Origin of the sequence: Leptospira noumeaensis (assembly GCF_004770765.1) — a bacterium.
Classification (GTDB): domain Bacteria; phylum Spirochaetota; class Leptospiria; order Leptospirales; family Leptospiraceae; genus Leptospira_A; species Leptospira_A noumeaensis.
Genome location: NZ_RQFK01000026.1, coordinates 1,250,976 through 1,276,989 on the forward strand (window position 1 = coordinate 1,250,976; position 26,014 = coordinate 1,276,989).

Consider the following 26,014-nt stretch of genomic DNA (forward strand, 5'->3'; position numbering starts at 1 on the left):
CTTAATTGGTTGGTTCTGGAAAGTGATTCAAATGGGAAATTGGTCCCGTTTGGATTTCATCTTCTAAGGTTAAGTGTAAGTATTCTTTAGCGGAACCAACTGCTTCAGGAAGATTTTTTCCGTGAGCTAAAAAAGATGTGATGGCAGCCGAATACGTACAACCTGTACCATGTGTGTTTTTGCCTTTCAAAAACGGTTTTGAGTATAAATAAGAAGATTTTCCGTCAAACAAAATATCTGTTGCTTCTGTTGCATTAGGAAGGTGTCCCCCTTTTAAAAGTACCGGAACTTTATACTTTTGAAATAATTTCTCCGCCATAGGAACCAGTTGGTCATATTGATGGATTTTTTCTCCTAGAAGCAGTGACGCCTCATCTAGGTTAGGTGTGATTAGTTTAGCAAGTGGCAACAGATCTTTGATTAGAGAATCGATTGCATCGTCTTTGAGTAATTTAGCGCCACTGGTTGCCACCATCACTGGATCTACTACCAGTTGGATGTCTGGGTTTTCATAAAAAAATTCAGCTACCACTTCGATGATTTTAGCAGAGTACAACATTCCCGTTTTTGCTGCTTTGACGGAAAAGTATCCTGAAACTGCTTTTAGTTGTGCAGATACAAAGTCTGGCGAAATTTCTGCGATCCCTGTGACCCCATCAGGATTTTGGGCTGTTAAACAAGTGAAGGTTGTGGTTCCAAAAGTTGCGAGTGAGGAGAATGTTTTGAGATCTGCTTGCACCCCGGCACCACCTCCGGAATCGGATCCAGCAACAGTTAAGGTAATGGGAAAAATTTTGTTCATACTATGGGAACCATCCGTACTTGTCAAAATTCAATGTATCATCGTTTAGATCAAAGGAAACACCTTCGGATTGTAAGATTTTTTTTTGAAGGTCGGCCCGTAAAACATCACCTCGGAAGGAAATTTTTCCTTGGGCGTTAATGACTCTTTGCCAAGGGATTTTTTGTTCCATTTCTTTTTTGAGTGCGTTCAGTGCATAACCGACGGCTCTAGCGGCTCTTGGATTTCCTAGAAGTAAAGCGATATGTCCATAAGTAGTGACTTTCCCTTTGGGAATTTTTTTTACGACTGTATAAACAGAATCATAAAAATTCTTACTTTTAGTTTTAGGAGTCTTCATTGAATTTGGCTTTATATTCTAAATATTATTTTTTTTTGTAAATCCCTTTTCAATATCACACCAAAATGAAAGTTTCTGAATACGCAAAACATTTGTTACTTGCTCCTAATCTGGAAGATAAACTATTACCTCCCAGTAGGCGCTGGGATGAGGAAACAGATTTTATACCGATAAGAATCGAAACCCCTGGTCGTTCTTCCAATCTTCAGTTTTCTGACAAAAAGGTAAAAATCCCTCGTTTGGAACACCTAAATTTAATATCCAATCGTGGACTCAGTCTTCATCATTTTGCAAATCATGAGCTTATGGCGATTGAATTGTTTGCTTGGGCATTACTCGCTTTTCCTTCTGCACCCAAATCGGTTCGGAATGGTTTTTTAAAAACCATCGAAGAAGAACAAACCCATTTAAAACTTTATTTAAATCGAATGAGAGACTTCGGAGTCAATTTTGGTGACCTTCCCGTAAATTATATTTTTTGGAAACAACTCCGACAATTTGGTACTTTGGAATCTTTTGCAGCCGTGATGTCCGTTTCTTTTGAAGGTGCCAATTTAGATTATGCACAAACCTATGCACAAGTGTTTACTTACTTCGGCGACAATGTAACATCAGAAATCATGCTCACAGTTTTTGAAGATGAAATTAAACATGTGAAAAGAGGTCTTCGTGCTTTCGAACATTCTGTCCCCGAAAATAAAAATCATTGGGAACATTATCTTTCTCTGATTCAATTTCCCTTTACCCCAAGAAGGGCAAAGGGATATTTATATTTACCAGAAACAAGGGCACTTGCGGGGATGGATCCTGAGTTCATTCGTTCTCTTGGAAGTTATGAAGATGAGTATACGGGTAGAGTCAACCTAGAATCCGTGAAAAAATTCGGACTGGGAGAGACCATCCTTCGTAAAAACAGACTTGATTCTCATTTGCCTAATCTTTAATGTTTCTAGCGGTAGGTGATTATGAAATTGAGAACGGCACTGAGTTTATTTCTGTTTTTTTCTGCGTTCGGAGTTGTACTGACTGCGGAAAAAAAAGCCAAGTCAAATAAGGAAATGAATCTTCATGATTTTATGGAGGATTTTACCAAACCAGCAACTAAGTTGTACGATAAAAAAGACAATGCTGACTATCTCAATAAAATCTTAGAAAAAGTACCGGACATGGCACCTGACGATCAAAAGGCTGAATGGAAAGAGATTGTCGATGCGAAACTTGCAGTGGGAAAACCAGATGAAACTTGTAAGTCATGCCATACAAAATTTAAAAAAGAATACAAAGCTAAATATAGAAAAAAGCTAATTGTGGTTCCAGAAGAACTTGTTAATTTTCCAAAAGAAATCAAAGAATTGCTAAAAAAATAAACGATTACTTCCGCTCTTTAGAGAGCGGAACTCCATGAAAAAATACTTTAATTTAAGATTCCCCGCGCTTATCTATTCTTTCGCTATTTGTTTTTCGGTATTACATGCTGAGGATACAAAACCTATAACCACAGAAACTCCAGCGCCAACAGCACAACCACAACAACTAAATCCACTTCCCGCCAGTTTGAAGTTTGGTGCTTTTGTTGATACTTACTACTCGCACAATAACAACCATCCAATCACAAAAGAACGTCAATATGCCACACAAGCAGTTCGTAACGATGAGTTTAACATCAACATGGGATTTGTGGATGCTAAATGGCAAGAAGAGAAGGTGAGAGGACGGATCGCTTTACAGTTTGGAACGTCGGTAAACACGAATTATGCTCCAGAAGCTAATAAAGATGTTAGTTCCAATCAAAACTCTGTGAAACATATCCAAGAAGCCTATGTTGGCATAAAAATCGCAAAAGATACCTGGATCGACGCTGGAATTTATTTTGGTCATATTGGGCATGAATCTTGGATATCCTCAGACAATTGGAATTATACGAGAGCACTCGCACTCGATTACGTGCCTTATTATTCTTCTGGAGTCAGGCTTACTACAAAAATCACTGATAAGTTCCAATTTCAATTTCATGTGATGAATGGATGGCAAAATATCACGGATCAAAACAAAGATAAATCACTGGGAACTCAGTTCAAATATTCATTCACTCAAAATTTTACCTTAATCGCAAATCAATTTGCTGGAAATGAAGCTCCCGATTTTGAACGTAAACAAACAAGGTTTTATAACAATACGATTTTAGAATGGAAAGCATTGGACTGGTTGTCCTTTGCTGTCTCTGGCGATGTGGGAGCACAAAAAGCAAAAGAATCATTTCAATATGAACCTTGGTGGAAAGAAATAAACCCGGTTTTAGGAATTTATACAAATAGAGAATCGAATGTTTACAACCAATGGTATCATGGAACTTTTTGGACTAGTTTTCGCTATGAGGATTTATATCGTCTTAGTTTTCGTGTAGAACGATTTTATGATCCAAAACAAGTGATGGCAACAACTTACACACGAAATGGATTTATGACGAACGGTTATACAATGACATTTGATTTTTTAGAATGGAATCCTGGCCTTGTTCGTTTTGAGGTGGTGCAAAGAGAATCGATGGATCCGGTATTTGCCACAGACAATAATAAACAAACTCGTGTAGAACGATTGTTTATCGCAGCCGCATCAGTAAGATATTAAAAAAAACTCCAAACCTTATTTGGTTTGGAGTTTAAAATAGGAGATATTTAAAATAAAAACTCGGATGAGTTTATTTTTTCTTTTTTGAAGACTTTAGGTTTTCCTTTTTTTCTTAACCGGTTTCTTTTTATTCTTCGGTGATTTCCCTTCCTCATCATCATTTTCTTCCAGAGGTTCTTCACTGAGTTCGCTAACGAAGTCTAGGAAAGGGAGGTGTTTTTTATGGCTCATCTCTTCGCGTTCAGCTGCATTTGGTTTTCTTTCCCCAACAACTACTAAGTAAAGTGAAGGAAGGATGGTTAATACAAGACACATGGCTGAGAAAAGTCCACCTACAATCACCGTTGCCAGTGGTCTTTGAACGTCGGATCCAACTCCTGTTCCTAAAGTTGCTGGGATAAGGCCAAGTAACGCAAGTAACATGGTCATTAACATTGGTCGCAACTGAATCACAGCAGCTTTTTTTACTGCGGCTTTTGTTGTGATATCTGGTTCTTCAATTAACAAATGGTTTGTTCTCGAAACAAATAACACTCCGGCCATTGTTGCAATTCCAAATAATGAGATAAATCCTACACCGCCAGAAACATTGAAGTAGTAACCTCTGAATAGAAGTGCATAAATTCCTCCGAGTAATGAAAGAGGAATACAAGCCAATGCTACGTATACATACTTGAGGTTTCTATACAACATATAGAGAACGCCAAAGATAATGAGAATCGTGATTGGGATAACAATGGATAACTTTTTACCTACGCGGGCTAAGTTTTCGTATTGTCCTCCAAATCGGATTTCATAACCATCTGGAAGTTTGATTTTTTTCTTTACACGTTTTTGAAGTTCCGATACAAACCCACCTTGGTCACGGCCACGGATGTTGGTTCTCACTGTTACCACACGACGACCTTCTTGTCTGAAAATCATCGTCGGACCATCAACCACTTCAATATCAGCTAATTGTGATAATGGAATTCTTTCCCCTTTTGGTGAAATGATCGGCATATTTTCAATCGCTTGTTTGGATGCTCGGTAGTCTTTTGAAAATCTTACTACAATTCCAAACCTTGCTGGTGTTTTTGGTGGAATGTCAGATGGTCCTTCATACAAAGTACTCACTCTTTGCATTCCAATGGCTGCTTCAATCATCTGTTGGATGTCAATGACATTGATTCCAAATCGTGCCGCGGCTTCCCTATTAATATTAATCGTGAGCTGTGGACTTTCTGCTTCCTGTTCAATCCCAAATTCACTGGCACCTTTCATTTCCTTAATTTCTTCTAGGACTTCGTTACCAATTCCACGCATGATTTTTAAATCGTTACCAGAAACAAATACTGCTAAGTCAGCAATTGTACCCATAATGGCTTCTGATAAGTTGTCCATAATTGGCTGAGAAAAACTGACCCTTGCGCCAGGAAGTGTGGCCTCTAAATCGTTTCTCATTCGGAAGAGTAATTCTTGTTTGGTGATTTTTTCTTTCCATTGGTTATAATCTTTTAAACTAATTAGAACCTCTAGTCTGTTCGGTGGAAGCGGATCTGTTCCATCATCATTTCTACCTAATTGAGATAGAACTACACTCACTTGTTCGTTCTTATAAATGGTTTGCCTTATCTTAGGCATAAACTTTCTAGCTTCTGGTAGGGAAATACCTACTGGAAAAAAGATACGAATGTTAAATCCACCTTCGTCCATTTCTGGAAGAAATTCGGTTCCCAGTGAAAACATACCTATAGCAAGAAAAACTGTTACAACACTGAATGTATATTTAACGGCCTTTTTAGATCTATTTACAATGAACTCAATGATTCGTGTGTAACGAACTTCTATCCAATCATAAAAGGGGTTATGCCATTCGATTGGACCTGGATTTTTTGATTCAAAATAAGTTTTGTAAATAATGGACATGAGTACAGGAATCACGGCCATCGCAAAAATTAAAGCTCCAAGGATTGCAAAGGAGATTGTAAAAGCCATTGGTTTAAACAAGCGACCTTCAATCCTTTCAAAAGAGAAAATTGGGAGATAAGCTAAGATAATGATTAAAATCGAAAATAGAATTTCCGTTCCTACTTCGGAGGCTGCATCTCTAGTAAAAGCTAGGATTCCATGTGCTTTTTCTTCCGGGCTTGCATCTCTATAACGTCTCATGATGTTTTCGACCATGATGACCGCACCATCCACAATGATCCCAAAGTCGATGGCACCTAACGAAAGTAAACTGGCAGGAATTCCTGTCATGTTCATTAATAGAAATGCAAACAACATTGCAAATGGAATGGTTGCGACCACTACGAGTGAAGCTCTAACACTACCGATAAAAAATATCAAAACTAAACTGACTACAACAACCCCTTCAACTAGTGTTTTACCAATGGTTCGGAGCGTGTAGTTTACTAAGTCTGTTCTATCGTAAGTATTTCGGAGTTGGACTCCGTCAGGTAGATAGTTTTCGTTTATCTCTTTTACTTTCTCACGAATCCGTTCACCCATTTCATTGGGATCACCCCATCGACGCATCGCCACCAAACCTTGGACAGACGAATCTACATCGATGAGACCTTCATCTTCGTTCTGAATGGTATAACCAAGAACACCACTGGGAATTGGATGAGAAATTTCTACGGAACCTAAGTCACGAATAAAAACGGGAACCCCGTTAACTGTTTTAACTACGATATTCTCAATATGTTTGGGATCTCTGATGGCACCAAGGGAACGGATAGGAAAACCTTGTTCACCTTGTAAGAGTAAATTTCCACCGGTGTTTAGGTTGTTTTCTTGGATGGCCCTGATGACATCACCGATCGTCAATTTATAACGAATTAACTTATCGGGCGAGGTGACCACATGGTATTGTTTTGGTAGTCCACCAAAAGTGACAACGTCAGCAATACCAGGAATCTGTAACATCTTTGGCATCACAATCCAGTCTTGAATGGTTCGAAGCTCCATCGGCGTGTGGTTCTCCGTTGATTCCACAACATAACGATAAATTTCTCCAACGGGTGAACTCATTGGTCCAAGTGCTGGATGGACATCTTCTGGAATGTCTGCATCAGCAACTCGTTCCATAAGTCGCATCCTAGCAAAATAATCATCAGTGCCATCTTCGAATACAAACTGAAATACCACTAACCCGTTAATGGTTCTGGATCGTCTAACAGCCACTTTCGGAATTGCATTTAATACCCGTTCGATGGGAAGGGTAACACGTTCTTCTACCTCAACCGCAGCTTTTCCTGGAAATTTTGCGATGAGACGAACTTGTGTGTCTGCAATGTCAGAATAAGCTTCTTTTCGTATATCGATCCATGCCCAAAGTCCAAAAAGTATGGCAACAGCCGCAGCGATTAGTGTTGTAATTCGGTTTTTAAGTGCTTGTTCAATGAAATCTTTAATCATGATATTCCCTCGTATTGAAGAGGTAACCCATCTGAAGTAATAATTGTGGGTTTCTATAGTCGCCTTGTCCAACTCCTCCGCCTAATTGGAAAAAGAAATTTCCAAGTAAGATGTCGTATGTTAAACCGATGTAACGTTGTGAAAGATGGACTCTTTGTCTTTCTCTGCTTTCATATTCTAAGTACGTACCCACATTGCTATCAATAGAGTTTACATAAGATCTGATGAGAAGGTCTTCTTGTGAAGGATCCCTTCTGTTGTAACCAGGGATATTGAGGCCAGTAGGGTAAGAAGATTGTCCGCCACGACCCACTTCTGGAGCAAAGGGATTTACTTCAAAATAACCACCAACAACGGAAATGCTGTGAGCGATGACTGGAGTTTTCCAAAAAGTATATCCCAAATCCACTTGTCCGCCATACCAATGAGGGCCCCAAGCACCACCTGATCCTCGTACAACGACATCTTTAAAGTAATAGCCTAAGTTGAAGTTGATACTAGCCGGAGATCCAATGGAAGCGCCATAAACCCAGAAATTGGTCGATTTCGGAAGTCTTTTTGCATCCAAACTGTCTGATTTTAATTTTTCATCTTCACCAAACGCCGACTGATCGGATTTAGTTGGTGTCCATTCTGGTTTGATTTCATTCCCTTCTTTATCTTTTGGATAGGGAGAAGAAGGTTCTGCATATAGTCCAGATCCTAGTATAGATACTGTAATAAAAAATAGGATAAGTTTTTTCATATTAAAAACCAAAACTTAGTCCTTTCAAAAGAATGGAACCTTGGACGGCTACTTTTTCGCCTGATTCCAATCCTTGAATGATATTGACTCTCTCTTTTGTTGAGATACCTAATACAACTTCACGCCTTTTGAAAGTTAAAGGTTTCTCTTCAACAAATACATAATTTTTTCCTTCTACAGTGACAATGGCAGTGTAAGGTAGAACTACACTATCTCCGCCAGTTTGTTCTGGGAATTTCACAACTCCAAACATACCTGGTTTCAATCTGTACTTTTCGTTTACAACAATGATTCTCATCTTTGCTGTCCTTGTCAGAGGGTCGACGTTATCACCGATTGCTTCGGCAGTTCCTATAAACTCTTCATCAGGAAAGGATGCAAAAACAACTTTTACTTTTTTACCTTTGCGTAAGGTGGAGATTTGTGATTCGGGAACATCTGTGATGATCCATGCTTTTAAACTACCAGCTGTACTGAGTTCACTCGGGTTTAAGCCTTGCGCTCTCAGTTTTCCTTCAAATTCTGCAAGTTCTGCTGCATCGTTTCCGGAATCTGTTTCTGATTCGACTAAATCCTTTTCTGTTGCTACTCGGTGGACAAACATATCTTTGATCCGGCTTAAGTTCTTATTGGATCTATGAAGTTTGTTTTTTGCATGAACATATCCAACATAAAGATCGTTTAACTCGGCTGATTCAAAAAGAATGATGCGAGCCCCATTACTTACCGAAGGAGAAGTGGATGCAATGAGTCTTGCTGGTGCTTCTAAACTTACAAATTCTCCCCCACCGCCAATGGCAGTTGATTTTACAATTTCTAGACCTGGGCTATTCGGTTTGAATTCGATACGAAGGCCATTATCAAAAACTTCTGCTTTTTCTGGATGTTTGTGAACTTGCTTTGCTGGTTTAGAAAAAATCAAAAATAGGACAGCGATGACTACAAGAGCCACTCCTGAAATTAGGAGGATTTTTGCCTTTTGGTTTAGAGATTTTAAGGTAATTAACATTTTATTCCTCAGTTTTAGGATTGGTTTGGTTTATAGATTTTGGGATAAAAATTCCTTTACCCACGGAATAGTTTACACTTTCAATTGCTTCCATTCGGTCTGTTTGGAGTTTTAACATCTCCACAACACTCGAACGATAGGTTTCAAAAAAGTCGGCAAATTCTAAGATCGTGATGTACTTCTTCTCGTAGCTCATGATCATATCTACAGATAAATTTCCGTAGTCTTTAATGTATGTATCAATGAATCGTTTATAAAGAGCATCTTTGATTCGTGCAGATTGGAAAGAGATCGCAACTTCGTTCTCAACTTCGAGGATTCGATTCTTTAACTCTTGTTTGCGGACAAGGATTGCTTTTTCTGCAGCTTGAATATTTCCTTGGTTCCTATCAAAGATAGGAACGTTTAATTGTGCAGTGATCCCCCAATAGTTTTGGAAGGCGGTTCCACCCCTGTTATAAGTTGGGCCGAATGCTAAATCGGGAATGGCATTTGCATGTTGTAAGTCTAAATTGGCTTCTTCGTATCTTAAATTTTGAAGGGCTACTTTTAAATCAGGTCGATTTTCGCGTGCTAGCTCGACCAAATCTTCGAGTTTCGATTGGTTTGGAGTGATAGTATCTAGATCCTTTTCATCCACTGTTGGTAAAAAAGTAACACGTGCATCACGGTAGTTGTCATCGTTCAGGAGAACTTTTAGATCTGCTTCTTTTTCATAAACTTTCATCGCAAGATCTTCTCTTTCTTTTTTTAGAAAGAACAAAAGGGCTTTTAGTCTTAAATGTTCGGCTTGGAGGAGTGCTCGTCTTTTATAAGCTAACTCCGAAGACTTCACTGTTTTTTCAATAGAGAAAATACTTTGATCGTAGAATGTTACAGCTTTTTTATAATAATAAATAGAGTAGTAGGTTCTTCGTAACTTGGTTAGTAATGCTCTTGCTAAATCATAAAACTCTTGTTCGGAGATTTTTGCATTGAGTTCTGCAACTTTAACTCGTTTGTCAATTTTTCCGCCAAGTAAAAACACTTGTTGGATTTGGAATACTGATTGTCCAGATCTTGTTGTATCAAAGTATCTTTGTGTCGGTTCCGCATAGATACTTTGGTCAATAAAAACGTTCGGATTTGCGTAGAGACCGGCTTGTAAAATTCCGGCTTTTTTTGCATCCACTTGAAACTTTCCTGCAATTAGTAGCAGGTTGTTTGTCCATAGTAAGGATTCTGCTTGTAATAACGTGAGATTTTTTTCATAGCGAACATCTTTTGGATAAAGACTAGAACCAAGTGAGGTACCAGGATTTTCATCAGAAAGTTGTCTACTTAGGGATTCATTATCGATTCCGTTGATCTCTTCTGATTGTACGTTATGAGTGATACAAACAATTGCGATCATCGGAATCAGGACCAATCGATAGTTCATAGGTCGTCCTTGTGTATAGTATTAGCTTGAAAGTATATTTGCATAAGCGAAATCCTCCAGTTTTCTAGGCGCTAAATCAATATATGGGCATAACTTGAACGGCGATTGATCCGTCGTTATGTCAGTTATGCTCTGACTAAAATTTAAGCTGTAGGGGGAGGAAGATTGAGAAGGAGATCAGAAAGTAAAAAACGATTATCGTCATCATCTTTGAAATGATAGAAAAGTCCAATGAAGGAATTTTCGATAGCAGTTCCTAAATTTAGCTCAACAATCAAGTCGAGAAAATCACATCGGCTACGAAGTAAAATAGCAGAATCATCAATAGAATGAATCTCTGGTTCACTTAGATTTGAGTGATTGTTTATAGAAAGTGCAGAATCATCGTTATTTGCAAATAGTTCGAACGCAACGGAGTCTAGAGACCCGTCCTCCTGTGTAGGGAGAAGGATCATACTTGCCAATAGGAAAGCGAGTAGCCTTTTACCGTTCAACCAATTCATTTATTTACCAGCAAATTGTAATTCGCTCTCCTATCAATTCTAAAAATCAAGTACTGTCAACACTACTAGGGTTTAGAATGAATATATTGGACGGAAGTTTTCTCAAAAAAAAGACTGCCCAGAGTCAGGAATTCCCTGGAGCAGTCGCTAATTAGTCTTTGGCAAATGAGAAACAAATTGTACGAAATGTTATGAATATAAAAACATCCTGTGTCCCTCACGGGACACAGGTTTAAGAGATAGAGAGGAGTTAAACGGGTGGAGGTAAACTCAGGTAACGAGAGGCAAGAAGCCCAGAAATAAAAGAAGTATGGAGGTTTTTGTTATGTGTTAGGGGAGAAGTCAGTAATGATGCCTGACCTTTTCCACTCCATGTAAGTACATCTTCTAAATCTTTTGTACCGGAGGATTCTTCAGAGGAAGATTTAGTAATCGCAACGGAAAGGGAACCAGTGAGTTGGCTCTTCCCTCCGACTCGGGTGGATTTTGCCCCACGAGTGCGAATGAGTACATTTTCTTCTGAAAGAAAGGCACTGCCCAAGGAGAGTGTGAGAAGAGATATCCCAAATATTTTGATCACTTTCCTGAACATAGTTACAGTATAGACGGACTCTGATTAAAATCTAGCATTTTTTTTCAGCGTGTGCTTAGAAAATAGGCAAATCGACCAGATGGTTCTGGAAGATCTGCCTTTGCCCGGAATTAGAGCACTTTGCCAGGGTTGAGAATCCCTTTGGGGTCAAATGCCAATTTGATGGCCCGCATTGTGTTGATTTCTGACTCAGACCTGGAAAAACTCAAGTAATCCTTTTTCAAAAGCCCAATCCCGTGTTCTGCGGAAATGGATCCTTTGAACTTTTGGATGAGGGTGAACATTTCTGGATCTACTTGTTTGCATCTTGTAAAAAACTCTGCATCCGTAAGTTCTTTTGGCTTAACAATATTTAGGTGGAGATTTCCATCCCCTATATGTCCAAAAAGGGCAATATGAAAACCTTGGTATTTGTTTGTGAGTAGGGCCGTCATCTCATCTAGGAATGCTTCCATATTACGAAGCGGAAGAGAGATATCATTTTTATGAACCGTATAGGCAAGAGAGAGTGATTCCGAAATCCCTTCTCTATACTTCCAAAAGGTTTCGTTTTGGCGTGAGTTCTGAGCAATGGAACCATCAGTGATGAGTTCTTTTTCGGTAATGGATTCTAAAATGGAATAAAGTTTTTCTTCGTCTGTTTCACCATTTACTTCAAATTCCATTAGCACATAATATTTGCTAGGTTCTTGGAAAGGGTCTGGAACTCCTAAATGTTCTTTGACTTTGTCCAAACAATAATCGGTTAAAAACTCGAAAGCAAGTAGAGGTAAATCAAAGTTATGTGTTTCACGAAAGATATCTAAAATGTTTTTGTATTCAGGTACAGCAAGGAAAATGACACGGATGTCTTTGGGTGGTTTTGTGAGTTTGACCACCGCCTCTGTAATGATACCGAGGGTTCCTTCTGAACCGATAAACAGGTGTTTGAGATCATAACCAGTATTGTTTTTTAAAATTTCTCCGTTAAATCGGTAAACTTCTCCCTTTCCGTTCACAACGGTGAGACCAAGAACCCAATCACGAATGAGTCCATAATGGACAACCCGCACACCACCGGCATTGGTAGCAATGTTTCCACCAATATGACTAGATCCAGTGGCAGCAAAATCGACTGGGAAATAAAATCCACGTTCTTCAGCTTCTTTGTGTAGGTTTTTGGTGATCATCCCGGCTTGTACGTGTAAGGTGCCAAGAAAAGGATCAAAGTCAACTACCTGGTTCATTTTAGAGAGGGAAACAACAATTTCCCCATTTTTAGCAACGGCTCCACCAGCATAACCGGTTCGTCCCCCAGAAGGAACTATGGCAATTTCATTTTTATAAGCATAAGTAACAATGTTTGCAACATCTTCTGTGTTTTCAGGAAAAACTAAAACTTGGTAATTTGGTGGATACACCTTGGTTCTATCTGTTCCATAAGAATTGAATAAGGCTTCGTCCATAGTTCCGTCATTTTTTAAAATGACTTTTTTATCACCAATGAGTTGGCTTAAATCAGTTTTTGTTTTTGTAAAATCCATTATTGTCCTTTAAATATCAACCATATCAATTTGAGAGTTTACCGCCGGATCATCATCTCCCGGTGTTAAACGTGTGTAAGATCCGTCTGATTCTAAAACACGAGCTTGTGTGTTGTCTCGAAGCAAAAGTTCTAGAATTTTTCCGATTCTTTTTTTATGTTTGTCTTGTAGGATCGGAAACATAACTTCGATTCGGCGAAGAAAGTTTCTCGGCATACAATCCGCAGAAGCCAAATACACTTCTGGTTTACCGCCGTTTTCAAAACTATAGATCCTGGAATGTTCTAAATACCTTCCCACGATAGAACGAACATTAATTCGATCAGAAACCCCCGGAATTCCAGGCCGGAGACAACAAATCCCACGAATGATTAAGTCGATTTTAACCCCAGCTTGTGAAGCCTCATACAGTTTTAAAATGATATCTGGATCAACCAGAGAGTTCATTTTAAAAATAACACGAGCCTGTTTTCCATTTTTTGCATTGTCTGTTTCCCTTTGGATGAGATGCAAAAACTCTTCTTTTAAAAAAGTAGGAGCCGCATAAATTTTAGAAAGCCTTGGCATCTTTCCAGAACTTGTGATGGTATTAAAAAGAATCGCCACATCTTCAGTGATTTCCGGATTTGCTGTGAACAAACTTAGGTCTGTATAAAATCTTGCAGTGGTCGAGTTATAGTTTCCTGTTCCTAAGTGGACATAACGATTGAGTTTATCGTCTTCTCTGCGTACAATCAGTAACATCTTGCAATGGATTTTAAGTCCTACGACACCGTAGACAACATGCACACCACTATCTTCTAATTTTTTTGCCCAACGAATGTTTCTCTCTTCATCAAAGCGAGCTTTGAGTTCTACAAGAACCGTAACCTGTTTCCCGTTTTCTGCCGCTTCACCTAAAAATTGAATGATGGGTGAATCTCCAGAAGTTCTGTACAAAGTCATTTTGATTGCAAGCACCTTAGGATCTTGGCTTGCGATCTTTAACATATCTTCGATGGATTTAAAACTTTCGTAAGGGTGATGGAGGAGGTGGTCGTTTTTACGAATCTCAGAAAAAATAGATTCACTTTTTTTGGCAGCAAATCCAGATTTTGGTACGGGATAAGAATATTTTAAGTGGCTTGTTTTTTCCAAACCTTGAAAAAACATTAAATCGTTTAAACTGAGTAAGGTGGGGATCTCCATCACTTGGTATTCTTCTAGTTCCAAAAGCCCTTGTAATAGTTCTTTGATATGTCCCGCACCAGAATGAACATCCAAACGAACCGCATCACCCCACATCCGGTTTTTTAGTTCGTTTTTCATTGTGGCGAGTAAATCACCAATGTTTTGTTCTTCGTTGATGGATATGTCAGCATCACGAACAATTTTGAATGTATGGATTTGTTTTACATGCATTCCGTAAAAAAGGTCACCTAAATGGAGTTTGATGATTTCTTCTAACGGAAAATATCTTCTTACATCGGATTCTTTGTTTGGAGGTAGTTGTAAAAATCGAGGGAGTACACTTGGTACTTGAACAATCGCAAATAATTCTTTTGCTTTGTTTTTGTCATCATCCGAATACAGAGTGATCCCTAAATTCAATGTCCTATTGAGAATGTGAGGAAAAGGATGGGATGGATCAATCGCAAGTGGTGTGAGGATGGAAGACACTTCTCTTTTGTAATAATTTTTTACAAATTGAATGTCATCACCGGCAAGTTCACTGGGATCTTGCACCACAACAATTTTGTTTGTTTTTAGCTCAACTAGGATCTCGCTTAAGGACTCGTATTGTCTTTTGACAAATTGTCCTACTTTGGAATAAAGTTCGGCCAAAGTTTCTGAAGTGCGTCTACCATTGAGGCTACGTTCCTCGATACCGGCAGATTTTAAATTGAGTAGGCCCGCGACGCGAACCATAAAAAACTCATCCAAATTGGATTCTGTGATACAAAGAAATTTAAGGCGTTCGAGAAGGGGGTTCTCCTGATCAAAGGATTCTTCTAGGACTCGGTGGTTGAAGTCGACCCAGGAAAGTTCGCGGTCGAAGAAGATATTTTGGTTCCCCAGTTCTATTTTTTCTGTAGGGCTAGCAGTCATAATTCTAGGATTTGGGAAGGAAAAAATTCTGTAAATTCCTAATCCTTTTGTAGAAATCGACGACATTAGATTCAGAGGGATTTAGGACGATATGCCAGCATACACTATGCCGGGTCTGATGACTGGGCAAAATACAAACGATATCGTTAAAAAACTGGTCGAACTCGAACGTCGACCCATCAAACGGTGGGAAACCGAAAACGAATATTCCAAAGCTCAGGTGCAAATTTGGGGGGAAGTGAAAAATCTTTCTACCAACCTGCAAACCAAAACACGCGCCCTTGTTTCCTTTACTGCACCTTTTGCGACAAAATCGGTCTCATCTTCGGAAGAAGGGGTGATCACTGGTGAGGCCTCTCGGGCTGCCAAGTCCGGAAACCGGGCATTAGAAATCACGGAAATGGCAAGCAAACACCAGTTATCTGGTGTGGCAGTTGATACAGACATTCGTCTACCTGAAGGTAGTTTTACAATTTATTCAGGGAAATCAAAAGAAACTGTTACCTTTCCTGGTGGGGGACTGAGTGAACTCACAAATTCCATCAAAAATATGGCGGGTGGCCTAGCTGACACTTCCATCATTAAAATTGATAAAGACTCATCCATTCTCACGGTGACTTCTGTAAAAACTGGTAAAAAAAATGAACTCCAGTTTGCCGATCCTAATGGAATTTTAAAACTCGCAGGTCTTGTTGGCGAAAACAAAGCCAGTGTTGAAGACACGAAACAATTATTATCACTTGATGTACTCAAATCGAAAGTTTGGGATCAAACCAAGTTTAAAAAGTCGGAAACAGAAACAGAGAAACTTGTCCAATCCGAAGAAGGAATCAGTATCAAACCAGATACTGCCTTTTCCATTCCTGTAGCCGTAACTGAAATCAAAGAAAGAGCTTTTCTGGAAGTAGAAATCGTGGGAGAAGCTCCTGCCGTTATGGAGATGGGAATTGGTTTTGAAAAGGAAGGAAGTGTTCGCAATAAATTCTTACCCATTACCAAAACAGAATCTAAATATATTTTCCAAGCTGGTGATTATGCTAGTGATAAAAACCTAACAGCTATCATTCTTTCCAATGAGGCGACCACGCCTGTTCTTATCAAGTCTGTAACTCTAGTCACTCCGCAAGCTCCAGGAACTGCGGAACCACTGAAAGTTTTACAAGAAGGGAAAGATCTTAAAATCAAAATTGATGGAGTGGAGATCACACGTGAGACAAATGATTCCATTGCCGATGTTTTGGAAGGGATCTCTTTTAATGTTCACAAAGTCACAGAAAAACCAGTCACTTTAAAAATCCATGTGGATCATGCAAAGGGTTCCGCTCTCATCAAAGAATGGGTGGATGCTTATAATGAACTCATGAAGTTTTCCAAAGAAGTGACTTCTGTTGAAAAGAATGGAAAAATTTCTGATAAAAAAGAAAGTGATGATTCTAAATCGGCGGATATTTCTCGTGATTTTTGGGATAACAAATCCAAATCGGGAATCCTTGCCGGTGAAAACGCAATCCTAAGACTGATTGCTTCCTTAAAAACAACAGCAAACTCGTATTATCCGGCCACAAAAGACAATGGATTTCGAGTGTTAACAGACATTGGAATTTCCACAGGTGCAGTTGGTTCTAACTGGGAAAAAATCCAAGACGGACTTTTGCAAATTGACCAGGAAAAATTGATTTCCGTGCTTTCTGAAAATCCTGATGGAGTTCGTGATTTATTTGCCTCTGATCCAAATAACGATGCAAAGATGGAAGAAGGTGTTGGGATTCGTTTACTCGAAATTCTAAAACCGTATAACCAATATGCTTCTGGAATTGTCACAAGTAAAGTGAAACTTCTGGAAGAAAGTGTCGCAGGAAATAATAAAAAAATCAAAGAACATGAGTCTCATCTCATAAGTTTTGAAGCCAAACTAAAACAACGATTCCTCTACATGGAACAAGGTGTGGGGAAAAACAAATCAGTTGGTAACTATTTACAGAATAATATGTTTAGAGGGAACGGTGGGGAATGATGAATATTTATATCAACGAACAACAATTAGATACTAAACTTGATGGTGAAACAAACCTCGGTCAAGTGTTGGATGAAATCCAAAAATGGATTGAATCCAATGGTAAGTATCTACGCCATTTCACTGTGAATGGGAAAGAACTCAATCGTTCCGATCTAAATGCTGTTGGTGTGGATGAAACAGAACGCCTTGATTTGTTTGTTGGTGAAGAACTGGATGTCATCGAAGATAGCCTTTGGGAAGTAGATAACTACGTAGACAAAGTCGGTAGTACCCTTGTTGGTCGTGATTCTCTGACGGAAAAAGAAACAGAGGATTTAAAGGAAGGAATTCCTTGGATCATCTCTATGATTCGCACTACCACTAAAATTTTGAATTTAAACTTAAACTTGATCCAACCTATGGGAAAAGGCAAAAACGTAGAAGAAATTTTAGAGTCCTTACAAAACGGATCAGAAGTTTTAGATTCTACCAAAGCCATTGAAACTTTTTTAGAAGACCTTCGTGATGTAAAACTTTTCCTAATGGATTTAAGCACTCGCCTTGCGGTGATGCGAATGGACGAAAGTGAACTGATTGAAATCATTTCTCGGTTTGTTGACGATAAAGAAAAAGTCATCAAAGATTTTATGTTGGTAAATGAAAATTTCCAATCCGGAAAAGATCATTTGGCATCTGAGATTTTAAATGATGCTGTTGGTCGTTTAACGGGTCTTATGTCGGCACTGGTTTCGGTGCAAACTCGTCATGCGGAACTGGATTGGCAATCCCTTGCGATTGAAGATAAAAAATTATCGGATGTGATCACAAGTTTAAACGAAACACTTTCCAACATTGCATCTGCCATGGAAAAAAATGATATCGTTTATGCAGGCGATATATTGGAATACGAACTTCCTGAGTTATTGGATGCTTTCATTCCTTTTCTCTCTCTAGTATTAGAAAGAGTCGCTGTTTAAGAATTTGGTTCTTGGGGGGAACGGGCAGAAATCCGGTTCCCCAATCCAAACAAAACTCCTACAAAAAACACAACCCCTCCCCAAACCAAATTGAGATTCCAACCTAGGGATTTTTCATACATGGGATCTGACCATGTCCAAAGACCATAGAGAGAAAGGATGAGTCCGAGCATCAGAAATAAAACCGCCAGAATGGATGATAAAGAAATCATGGCGAAATTCTACCGGAAGTTTGGGTGATATACAAGTAAATATTAAAACCAAACCGTTGACAGAATGTTTGTCCGTAGTTTTCTTTTCGGATATGGCTTTGTTTCTTGATCTGGACAATACTCTTTTACCTTCGAAACCTGCATACGATTTTGCCATTGAAGAATGTGCAAAGGATTGGGAAGAGCGAAAGTTAGGTGGAGATTTTTTTTCTTTGTATGAATCCGCACGGAAAAAAGTAAAAAACCAACTAAAAGGTCATAGTTCGAATCGTCTCCGCCTATTATGTTTTAAATTGATGATGGATGTTGTCAAAAATTCTAAAACTGGAAAAATTGATTCACATGAAGTCGGATCATTGGCAACCAGAGGATTCCAAACAAAAGATATTGCCGATGTTTTGTGGATGGAGGAGAGATATCATTTTCATTTTTTGTCTTATTTAAAAACAGAATCCAAAAAAGATATCTACCAAACCAATTTATTTCCAAGACTAATTGACTTGTCCAAAAAACTTCCCGTATTTTTGACAACAAATGAAACTTTAAGAACCCAGTTATTAAAAGTTTCTTCTTTTTTGCCGGATCAATTTCAGTTTACACTCATCACTTCAGAAGAAGTAGGATTTGAAAAACCTTCCACAGAATTTTTTTCTTATGTGTTAGGTGAGGCCAATCAAAATCCTGAAGATTGTATATTACTCGGAGATAACTGGGAAGATGATGTATTGGGGGCAAACCGTCACGGGATTGCGAGTATCCATATTCCGAATATGTGGGGAGAAGGTGGAGATGTAAAAACATGTCCTTCGGATACTCCGGCACCGATTTGGACGGCGCCAAGTACGGTCACTGCGCTAAAGTTCGCTGAATTATGGCTTTTTCAGCGTCAAAAATAAAGTGTTATTCCAATTGATAGATCCAAAACTCAAAGTAAATACAAGTTTTGTAAAATAATAATAAGCTAACTTTAAATAGACGGCAATTTTACTTTTGCTGCCAGATACAGAAAGAATTGGCATAAGAACTTTGTATTTAGGTTCCATAAATCCACATTGTTTTCCTAGTTCTGCCAAAGTGTGCATTTTGTAATTGTTTACATGGTCTTTGGCTTCTAAGTAATGAACACCTTCCTTCATCCCTTTGAGTTTTACCTTTAAATTGGCTTTGGTTAGTTGGATAGGGAAGTTAGGAGTTTGTAAAAAAAGAATCCCGCCGGGTTTCAGTAGTCCATATAAATAATTGAGTAGGGAATGCGGTTTGGGAATGTGTTCGATCACATCCCACAAAGTGATGATATCAAAACTTTCGTTGGGAAGTTTGGAATCTTGGACTAGACCTGCATACACAGTTTTCATTCCATTTTGTTCGTTTGCAAATTTGACGGCTTGTTTGGAAATCTCATACCCAACGGCAGACCAACCTGGTTTTTTAGTGAGCACAGCTTTTACAAAAAATCCAAGTCCACAACCCACATCGAGAAGGTTTCCTTTCTCCTGTTTTAAGTATGTGGAAATAAAATCAGAATACACGGCTCTGTGTGCTTCGTCCCACCATTTTAAATCATAGGTTTGTTCTGCTCCGTCCCAATAACCTTCGTAATGTTCTTCTTGCTCGTAAGAAGAATACACATGTCCACATTTTTTACATTCTAAAATAGGGGTTCCATTTTCATTGAATACGGTTTTGGACTCGGAAGATTGGCAAAGGATACAAGATTTCATGGTCTATAGGTCAGTCTAACTATCTAGAACAAGGGTCAAACTAAAAAACCTTGATCTGGCTTGCCAACATCCATGGCAAAAAAAACATGGGGTGAGATAAGAGAGGGACAAATGAAAATCAACTTCACCAAAATGGAAGGAATTGGAAATGACTATGTTTATATCGACGCTACAAAAAACGATATTCGCCTGAGTCCTGAACAAATCCAAAAACTATCCGACCGCAATTTTGGGATAGGTAGTGATGGGGTGATTTTTATTCGTAACTCAAACACTGGTGAATTCCAAATGGACATGTACAACTCAGATGGAAGTTCCTCTGAGATGTGTGGGAATGGAGTTCGTTGTGTGGGAAAATTTGTTTTTGACCACGGCCTTACGAAAAACCAAAAACCAACCATTGAAACAGGAAAGGGAGTTCTCACTCTCGACCTAAAAACCGGAAACACGGGCAAAGTTGAAATGGTCACCGTGGATATGGGGGAACCCATCTTAAAACCATCACTTGTTCCTTTGGTTTGGAAAGGTGACGAACCTGTCATCAACCAAGTGATTGAAGTCCAAGGGAAACAATATCATTTTACGGCTGTTAGTATGGGAAATCCTCATTGTGTGATTTATGTGGATGATGCCGATGCCTTCCCGGTTCGGGAGATTGGTCCTCTCATTGAAAACCATCCTTTGTTTCCAAGAAGGGTGAATGTGGAATTTGTATCCGTTCGGGGCAAAGACCATCTTTACCAAAGGACTTGGGAACGGGGAGCGGGAGAAACCTTGGCTTGCGGGACAGGGGCTTGTGCTGTGGCTGTGGCTTCCATCTTAAATGGAAAAACAGGTCGATCTGTGCAAATTGACTTACGAGGTGGAACTCTCAACATCGAATGGAAAGAAAATGGATCTGTGATGATGACAGGGCCTGCGAAGGAAGTATTTTCTGGCGAAGTAGAAGTTTAGATCGGTAGTAGATTACTTTTTTAAATAATCTACTTTTTGTAATTCACCCATTCTACGTTTGGTTTCGTTCGAAACTTCCACCATACCTTTGTCAAGCGGTAGGTGGGCATAGTTTTCGTATTTGATTACTTCCCCAAAAACCACATTGATTTTTTTATAAACCACTCGGCGTTTGATATCGCAGACTTCTTTGGGCATACCCATAAAGGCACGCACCAATGGTGGGATGGGATAATCAGTAACAGTTTCTTCATCGGGAATGATGACAGAGGGTAAGATATCCACTTTGTTTCGAAGACTAAAGGCAGCAAATCCAGAATGGAAATTGGCAAGTGGAGCAGAAAAATCGTTTTGCACCATATAGTCATGGCCTTCTGGAAAAATTCCAAGGACATCGCCGTTTTTAAAAACTTGTTGTACTTTTTTGATACTGGCCATGGAGATATTTCCGTCGATGGCCATAGGAATGGTTCCCGTTTTTTCCACTAAATCTTTAAAGAGAGGAATCCGTGTCGTGTACTCGGCAGCAATCCAAGAAATAAACCGAGGAAACACAGAACCAATGACAAAGGGATCCATATCACTTCTATGGTTACAGGTGAGGATGAGTTTGCCATTGGGTACAATGTTATGGTAACCGTAGACAGTTGTACTTACTGCCAAATTAAAGAACGGAGTGACAAACTTTTTGATGTTCTCTACATTCTTCTTGATTTGGTCTACGGTGTTTTCCATTTCATTCTCCTAAGATCTTTTGCCACCAAGACTTAGCAGACGAGTCTGAAGTCTGAATGCGTTGTTCATTTTCCATTCCGCTGCCTCCATTGGACTCTCTCGGATCATTTAGATTCACGTTTTCTCTGCGCTTTTTTCCTAAATGCGGGCTTGGCACGGTTCTTTTTATCTCTTCTAACTCTTTTTGAGCAGGTACATTCGTTTTTAAAAATGCACGGATCTCATCCCATTGGGGATCAAAATCGTTTCCGTACATGGCATAATTCATAAGATCAATACGATCAAAATCGGGCATGATCAAGATTGAAAGTGATGCCCCGACAAATTCAATCCAATTTTTATTTGGGCACTCTAGAATGGGGGAGGGCAGTTCCGAAAATAATAAGGTGAGAGATAGAATCGAGTCCAAGAGACATAAGATCAAAAAAACAAACCAGAACACATCCTTGTTGCCGCCGAATGTCGTACCCTTTCCCGTGCTCCCCAATAAAGAGAAAATTTTCCATCTTTGTGAAGATTTGTTTTGCGAGTCCGGCGACGAGAGGGAAGCATAGAAATGATGGCAAAACGAATTATCCTTTTATCTGTATTTTTCCTATTCTTTCAAAACTCTATGTGTTTGAAACTTTGGACCGTTTCTTCCAAATTTCGAACCACAGAAGACTCGAGAGACCATAAAACCTACCAAAAAACTCGAAGTTTTCTAAAAGCAAAACAATGGTTGGAATACAAATTGGATCCGGAACTTTCCAAAATTGAAATGGAAAACCAAGAAACGGGAGAGTTTCGAGGCATTGGACTCATTAAATGTTACGTTCCCTATGGGATTGGGGAAGTGGATGCCAATGAACACGAATTTGAATATGTAATTAAAATTCGAGATGGCCATGCAGACTTCCAGGTGAATAAAATCTTTTCCTTCATCCGAGATCCGAATGATATCATTTTGAATTATGGGCCCAAAAATGAGAAAGTTGCAAAAATCACCATTCGCTCTTGTTTCCGGCCACTGATGGATGATTTTTTTGAATTTATCAAATAAGAAAAATTAAGAGGAACAATTAATAACCGAGCGGGTTACCGACTGTGGAACCCGTGGAACCATAAGTGTTGGTTCCTGTGGCTCTGTCAGTAAGGCCATAGTGGTTTAAATTGTTCGAGTTGCCGTTGTTAGTGGATGACCTGGAAGAAGAATCATTTGAATCCGCAGAGGAATATCCACCTTGTGTTCCATCCCCTTCTAAAAGATCTAAGATGTCTTGGGGACTTACCAACTTGACTTCGTTACACGAAACCAAAAAAAGACCAAACAAAATGATTCCAAGGGAAAACTTCATTTCGTTTCCATTCTGAACTATTTTGGAATTCGGTTCAACCATTTTATTCGCCGGGAGAATAGGAATAAATTCGTTCTTTGGTTTCTCTTCCTTTCAATTCATATTCCCCTTCGGACTTAAGTTTGGAACGAATGTTTTCTGGCAAAAGAACCGAAGTGTTTTCTGTCAGGAGGAGATTTTTTTTCAAACCTTTGCATAACCCTTCCACTCGTGAAGCAGTATTGACAGTATCTCCAATCACTGTAAATTCCATTCGATTGGCTGAGCCAATGTTTCCCACAAGGAGGCTTCCTGTATGGATTCCAATTCCCATTTTAAGTTCCGTGAGTCCTTCGCTTAAAAACTGTGCATTTAACGAATCCAAGTTTTTTTGCATTTGGAGGGCAGTGGCCAAGGCACGTTCTGCGTGGTCTGCCATAGGCATAGGAGTTCCAAAAACAGCTAAAATGGCATCACCAATGAATTTATTAATAAACCCACCATGCATTTCAATGGCATTACTCATTTCTTGGAAATAACGATTGAGGATGTACAATACTTCTTCTGGTTTACGTTTTTCCGAAAGTTTAGTGAAGTCGCGTAGGTCAGAAAATAAAATAGAAGCATCTACCACTTTTCCACCTAGACTATGTTCGTTGGATAAAAGATAATCGCGAACTCTTGGATCCACAATTCGTCCAAATGTATCTTTGATCCTTTCTCTTTCTGCAAGTCCTTCTGCCATTTCATTTACAGCATCACCAAGTAAACCTAATTCATCTGAACTAAATATCTTAACCCGAGTATCAAATTTTTGTTCTTTGATGAGTTGTGTGGCTCTCTCAATTTGATTGAGTGGGTGTTGTAAACTGGAGGCAAAGGACATGGCAAAGGCAAAAGAAAAAACAAGCATGATCGCAATGACTTCAAAAAGTACATCGTTATGAACGAGGTAATGAAGGTTTAAAATATTTTGATTGGTTCGGAGTAATAAACCAAAAATAAGAAGTACGATTGGGAAAAGGGTGGATGCAGCCCAAAAAATAAATTGTTTTGTGACAATGGAAAATTGTTTTCCATGAGCGTATTTTCCAAGGCCTCCTTCCGGAAATACGCAAGGGATGATTAGGAGTTTATTTAAATAACTGGTTGTTGCGTAAGAAAATGCAAAAGCGAATAAACCCCAAAACCCAAATAAAATAGAAACAGTAACAATGCTTTGGTGAGGTGCCGTTGGGAATAATATATCAATTCGACAAATACTTAATAAATTAGAAAGTTCCCAACCAACAAATCCTAACAAACTAATGATGAGTGGGGAATGGACAATCCTGTGCCTTGCCTTTTCTTCAGAGATAAAATTACAACCTTTGGAAGAAAAAAGAAATTTTGCAATGGGAAGGCTGTAAACAAACAGAATGAAGGTGATGATAGGAAAGGGAGCCCAAGTGAAAATGGCTAGAGTATGGTCATTTTTGATATGAGTGGCTTCGAATAACGCTAAAAACTTATCAGGCAAAAATTCGGAGGCTGTATAATTTGCAAAAATCAGCGTGAATAAACAAGCACAGAAGGGAACTATGAAGTAAATTAATAAAAAAGCAATGAACTGAACTCCGCGACCTGGTTTCATAAAAATTATTTTTCCTTAGAGAATGTATCTCTTTCTTTTCGTTTTAATAGGATTCTTTGGACTTGGATGTGTTTTTTGTCTGTGAGGGGAAAAAATAAAAAGAGGAGAGAACCTAAAATAAAAAAGAATCCAACACCTGGTCCAAAGATCATTGCAAGTCGAAATCCTACTTCTTGCGATTGTGTGGTCTCTCCATTTTGGAATCCAATGAAATCCAGTAAAAAACCGGTGATGGCAATTCCAAAGGCCTGCGAAAACTTTACACCCATCTTCCAAATTCCAAAATACAATCCTTCTCGTTTTTCACCAGTTTTGAATTCATCGTAGTCTACTACATCTGTTAGTATGGAGTCCATAATGAGGATGGAACCGGCACAAATCCCACCAATAAAAGCAGCAATGAGGGGAGGACGTAATTCTCCGTAAGGGAAAAGTGGATAAACAACCACAGTTAATAATCCAAGGCCAAAAACACCGAGAAAGGCCGGTATTTTTTTACCAATTCTTTTAGCGATCCAAACCCAAAATCCAATCGAAAGCAGGAGAACCAAAAAAAATGGTAAGAGGATGTTGATGACAACAAGTGATTCTTTGAGACCTAACCTATGTTCGTAGTAATAAAGAGCAATGCTTGAATTGAATGTCCTTCCAATGGTTGCTATGACAAAAGCAAATAATAAGATGAGAAACATTTTGTTTTTTAATACAGATGTAAATGAAGTTACAAACGGGATTTTCCGTTCTGGTTGTGGGATAGAAATGTCTTTTCCTTTGGTAACTAAAAAGGTGATGATGGAAGAACCTAAAATGACCAAAGAAACAATTTCACCTGCCACGGTGCGGGAAGTGATGATATTGTTTTTTGAAGATTCGTCACCTAGAGATTGTAAGATGGCCGCAGGTACGATCATTCCCACAAGCATACCAATATTACTAAAAAACAATCTCCATCCAAAAATGGACGTCCTTTCGTTTCGTTCAAAACTAAGTTCCCCTCCGAGTGCGATATGAGGAACCGAAATGATGGTCATGGCTGTGTTTACTAAAAGGTAAACAGATAATAGATAAGAAAATTTTCCCATTTGGGAACTAAGTTGTGGAGGGGAAAATAAAAGTAATACAGCTAGAGAAAGTAAAATCCCACCAAGTAAAATATAGGGTCTTCTTCGTCCCCATTTTGTATGGGTATGGTCGGAGATACGTCCCATTAATGGGTCACTTACAGCATCCCAAATGACAGAAATGGAAAGAGCAATCCCTGCAAGACTAGAGTTGAGTCCTACAATTTCCGTATAATATTTTAGTAAATAAATTTGAGTAAAAAGTTGAACGGCTGTTATACCAGTTTCAGCCAATCCATATCCCATTTTTATGGGGAGTTTTAATTTTGTTTGGTTCATTTTGGGTGTAAAAAT

Annotated in this window: 25 protein-coding genes; 8 read left to right on the top strand and 17 right to left on the bottom strand. The window is 38.9% G+C overall.

Annotated features, from left to right (window positions below; genetic code table 11):
• Position 1 precedes the first annotated feature (1 nt).
• A complete protein-coding gene (gene thiD, locus EHQ24_RS14100; RefSeq protein ID WP_135602205.1) occupies positions 2-802 on the bottom strand; it encodes a bifunctional hydroxymethylpyrimidine kinase/phosphomethylpyrimidine kinase in 801 nt (266 codons plus the stop codon).
• Between the two features lies 1 nt (position 803).
• The gene (locus EHQ24_RS14105; RefSeq protein WP_135602206.1) at positions 804-1,142 is read right to left on the bottom strand and encodes an MGMT family protein; all 339 of its coding nucleotides are present in this window, start codon (positions 1,140-1,142) and stop codon (positions 804-806) included.
• A 65-nt stretch (positions 1,143-1,207) separates the two neighbouring features.
• On the opposite strand from EHQ24_RS14105, the gene EHQ24_RS14110 reads away from it, so the two are divergent.
• The 3 genes from EHQ24_RS14110 to EHQ24_RS14120 are packed head-to-tail and all read left to right on the top strand — an operon-like array spanning position 1,208 to position 3,770.
• Complete coding sequence (locus EHQ24_RS14110) at positions 1,208-2,086, top strand: DUF455 family protein (RefSeq protein WP_135602207.1); 879 nt, start codon at positions 1,208-1,210, stop codon at positions 2,084-2,086.
• A 21-nt stretch (positions 2,087-2,107) separates the two neighbouring features.
• Entirely contained in the window at positions 2,108-2,509 is a 402-nt protein-coding gene (locus tag EHQ24_RS14115; protein WP_135602208.1) for a hypothetical protein, read from the top strand.
• Between the two features lie 34 nt (positions 2,510-2,543).
• Positions 2,544-3,770, top strand: a complete 1,227-nt coding sequence (locus EHQ24_RS14120) for a porin (RefSeq protein ID WP_135602209.1) — start codon at positions 2,544-2,546, stop codon at positions 3,768-3,770.
• 93 nt (positions 3,771-3,863) lie between these two features.
• Here EHQ24_RS14120 and EHQ24_RS14125 read toward each other — a convergent pair whose 3' ends face one another.
• From EHQ24_RS14125 to ppk1, 8 genes are all read right to left on the bottom strand, one after another.
• Positions 3,864-7,175, bottom strand: coding sequence for an efflux RND transporter permease subunit (locus tag EHQ24_RS14125; protein ID WP_135602210.1), 3,312 nt, complete (start codon positions 7,173-7,175; stop codon positions 3,864-3,866).
• Entirely contained in the window at positions 7,168-7,920 is a 753-nt protein-coding gene (locus EHQ24_RS14130) for a hypothetical protein (RefSeq protein WP_135602211.1), read from the bottom strand. Before EHQ24_RS14130 ends, EHQ24_RS14125 begins: the two co-directional genes overlap by 8 nt.
• Position 7,921: 1 nt before the next feature.
• Positions 7,922-8,929 carry an efflux RND transporter periplasmic adaptor subunit gene (locus EHQ24_RS14135; RefSeq protein WP_135602212.1) on the bottom strand — a complete coding sequence of 336 codons (1,008 nt, stop codon included), beginning with the start codon at positions 8,927-8,929 and terminating at the stop codon, positions 7,922-7,924.
• A 1-nt stretch (position 8,930) separates the two neighbouring features.
• Positions 8,931-10,322 (bottom strand): TolC family protein, encoded by a 1,392-nt coding sequence (locus EHQ24_RS14140; protein ID WP_341867249.1) that lies wholly within the window; start codon positions 10,320-10,322, stop codon positions 8,931-8,933.
• Positions 10,323-10,492: 170 nt separating this feature from the next.
• On the bottom strand, positions 10,493-10,852 hold the full coding sequence (locus EHQ24_RS14145) for a hypothetical protein (RefSeq protein ID WP_135602214.1): 360 nt from the start codon (positions 10,850-10,852) through the stop codon (positions 10,493-10,495).
• A gap of 250 nt (positions 10,853-11,102) precedes the next feature.
• Positions 11,103-11,432 carry a hypothetical protein gene (locus tag EHQ24_RS14150; protein ID WP_135602215.1) on the bottom strand — a complete coding sequence of 110 codons (330 nt, stop codon included), beginning with the start codon at positions 11,430-11,432 and terminating at the stop codon, positions 11,103-11,105.
• A 122-nt stretch (positions 11,433-11,554) separates the two neighbouring features.
• Positions 11,555-12,967 (bottom strand): FAD-binding oxidoreductase, encoded by a 1,413-nt coding sequence (locus tag EHQ24_RS14155; protein ID WP_135602216.1) that lies wholly within the window; start codon positions 12,965-12,967, stop codon positions 11,555-11,557.
• Between the two features lie 9 nt (positions 12,968-12,976).
• Positions 12,977-15,121 carry a polyphosphate kinase 1 gene (gene ppk1, locus EHQ24_RS14160; protein ID WP_135602217.1) on the bottom strand — a complete coding sequence of 715 codons (2,145 nt, stop codon included), beginning with the start codon at positions 15,119-15,121 and terminating at the stop codon, positions 12,977-12,979.
• A 25-nt stretch (positions 15,122-15,146) separates the two neighbouring features.
• Between ppk1 and fliD the strand changes: the two genes are divergently transcribed.
• Complete coding sequence (gene fliD / locus EHQ24_RS14165) at positions 15,147-17,069, top strand: flagellar filament capping protein FliD (protein ID WP_135602218.1); 1,923 nt, start codon at positions 15,147-15,149, stop codon at positions 17,067-17,069.
• Positions 17,066-18,028: a hypothetical protein gene (locus EHQ24_RS14170; protein ID WP_135602219.1), complete on the top strand. Its 963-nt coding sequence runs from the start codon at positions 17,066-17,068 to the stop codon at positions 18,026-18,028. Before fliD ends, EHQ24_RS14170 begins: the two co-directional genes overlap by 4 nt.
• Here EHQ24_RS14170 and EHQ24_RS14175 read toward each other — a convergent pair.
• Positions 18,025-18,240, bottom strand: coding sequence for a hypothetical protein (locus tag EHQ24_RS14175; protein ID WP_135602220.1), 216 nt, complete (start codon positions 18,238-18,240; stop codon positions 18,025-18,027). The two genes, EHQ24_RS14170 and EHQ24_RS14175, sit on opposite strands and share 4 nt — an antisense overlap.
• A 92-nt stretch (positions 18,241-18,332) precedes the next feature.
• Between EHQ24_RS14175 and EHQ24_RS14180 the strand changes: the two genes are divergently transcribed.
• Positions 18,333-19,136: an HAD family hydrolase gene (locus EHQ24_RS14180; protein ID WP_135602483.1), complete on the top strand. Its 804-nt coding sequence runs from the start codon at positions 18,333-18,335 to the stop codon at positions 19,134-19,136.
• Here the strand turns inward: EHQ24_RS14180 and EHQ24_RS14185 are convergent.
• Complete coding sequence (locus EHQ24_RS14185) at positions 19,110-19,961, bottom strand: class I SAM-dependent methyltransferase (RefSeq protein WP_135602221.1); 852 nt, start codon at positions 19,959-19,961, stop codon at positions 19,110-19,112. The genes EHQ24_RS14180 and EHQ24_RS14185 overlap by 27 nt on opposite strands.
• 111 nt (positions 19,962-20,072) lie before the next feature.
• Between EHQ24_RS14185 and dapF the strand changes: the two genes are divergently transcribed.
• Positions 20,073-20,915: a diaminopimelate epimerase gene (gene dapF, locus EHQ24_RS14190; RefSeq protein ID WP_135602222.1), complete on the top strand. Its 843-nt coding sequence runs from the start codon at positions 20,073-20,075 to the stop codon at positions 20,913-20,915.
• A gap of 12 nt (positions 20,916-20,927) precedes the next feature.
• Here dapF and EHQ24_RS14195 read toward each other — a convergent pair whose 3' ends face one another.
• Together EHQ24_RS14195 and EHQ24_RS14200 are read right to left on the bottom strand one after the other, a co-directional pair.
• The gene (locus tag EHQ24_RS14195) at positions 20,928-21,629 is read right to left on the bottom strand and encodes a lysophospholipid acyltransferase family protein (RefSeq protein ID WP_208725825.1); all 702 of its coding nucleotides are present in this window, start codon (positions 21,627-21,629) and stop codon (positions 20,928-20,930) included.
• A 22-nt stretch (positions 21,630-21,651) separates the two neighbouring features.
• The gene (locus tag EHQ24_RS14200; RefSeq protein WP_244310430.1) at positions 21,652-22,059 is read right to left on the bottom strand and encodes a hypothetical protein; all 408 of its coding nucleotides are present in this window, start codon (positions 22,057-22,059) and stop codon (positions 21,652-21,654) included.
• A gap of 147 nt (positions 22,060-22,206) precedes the next feature.
• Between EHQ24_RS14200 and EHQ24_RS14205 the strand changes: the two genes are divergently transcribed.
• On the top strand, positions 22,207-22,692 hold the full coding sequence (locus EHQ24_RS14205) for a DUF4468 domain-containing protein (RefSeq protein ID WP_135602224.1): 486 nt from the start codon (positions 22,207-22,209) through the stop codon (positions 22,690-22,692).
• Positions 22,693-22,711: 19 nt separating this feature from the next.
• Here the strand turns inward: EHQ24_RS14205 and EHQ24_RS14210 are convergent, their stop codons facing one another.
• From EHQ24_RS14210 to EHQ24_RS14220, 3 genes are read right to left on the bottom strand one after another with little or no spacing between them, the layout of a single operon-like run.
• Entirely contained in the window at positions 22,712-22,987 is a 276-nt protein-coding gene (locus EHQ24_RS14210; protein ID WP_244310431.1) for a hypothetical protein, read from the bottom strand.
• 43 nt (positions 22,988-23,030) lie between these two features.
• Positions 23,031-24,599 (bottom strand): adenylate/guanylate cyclase domain-containing protein, encoded by a 1,569-nt coding sequence (locus tag EHQ24_RS14215; RefSeq protein ID WP_135602226.1) that lies wholly within the window; start codon positions 24,597-24,599, stop codon positions 23,031-23,033.
• A 5-nt stretch (positions 24,600-24,604) separates the two neighbouring features.
• Positions 24,605-25,999 (bottom strand): MFS transporter, encoded by a 1,395-nt coding sequence (locus EHQ24_RS14220; protein ID WP_135602227.1) that lies wholly within the window; start codon positions 25,997-25,999, stop codon positions 24,605-24,607.
• Positions 26,000-26,014 lie beyond the last annotated feature (15 nt).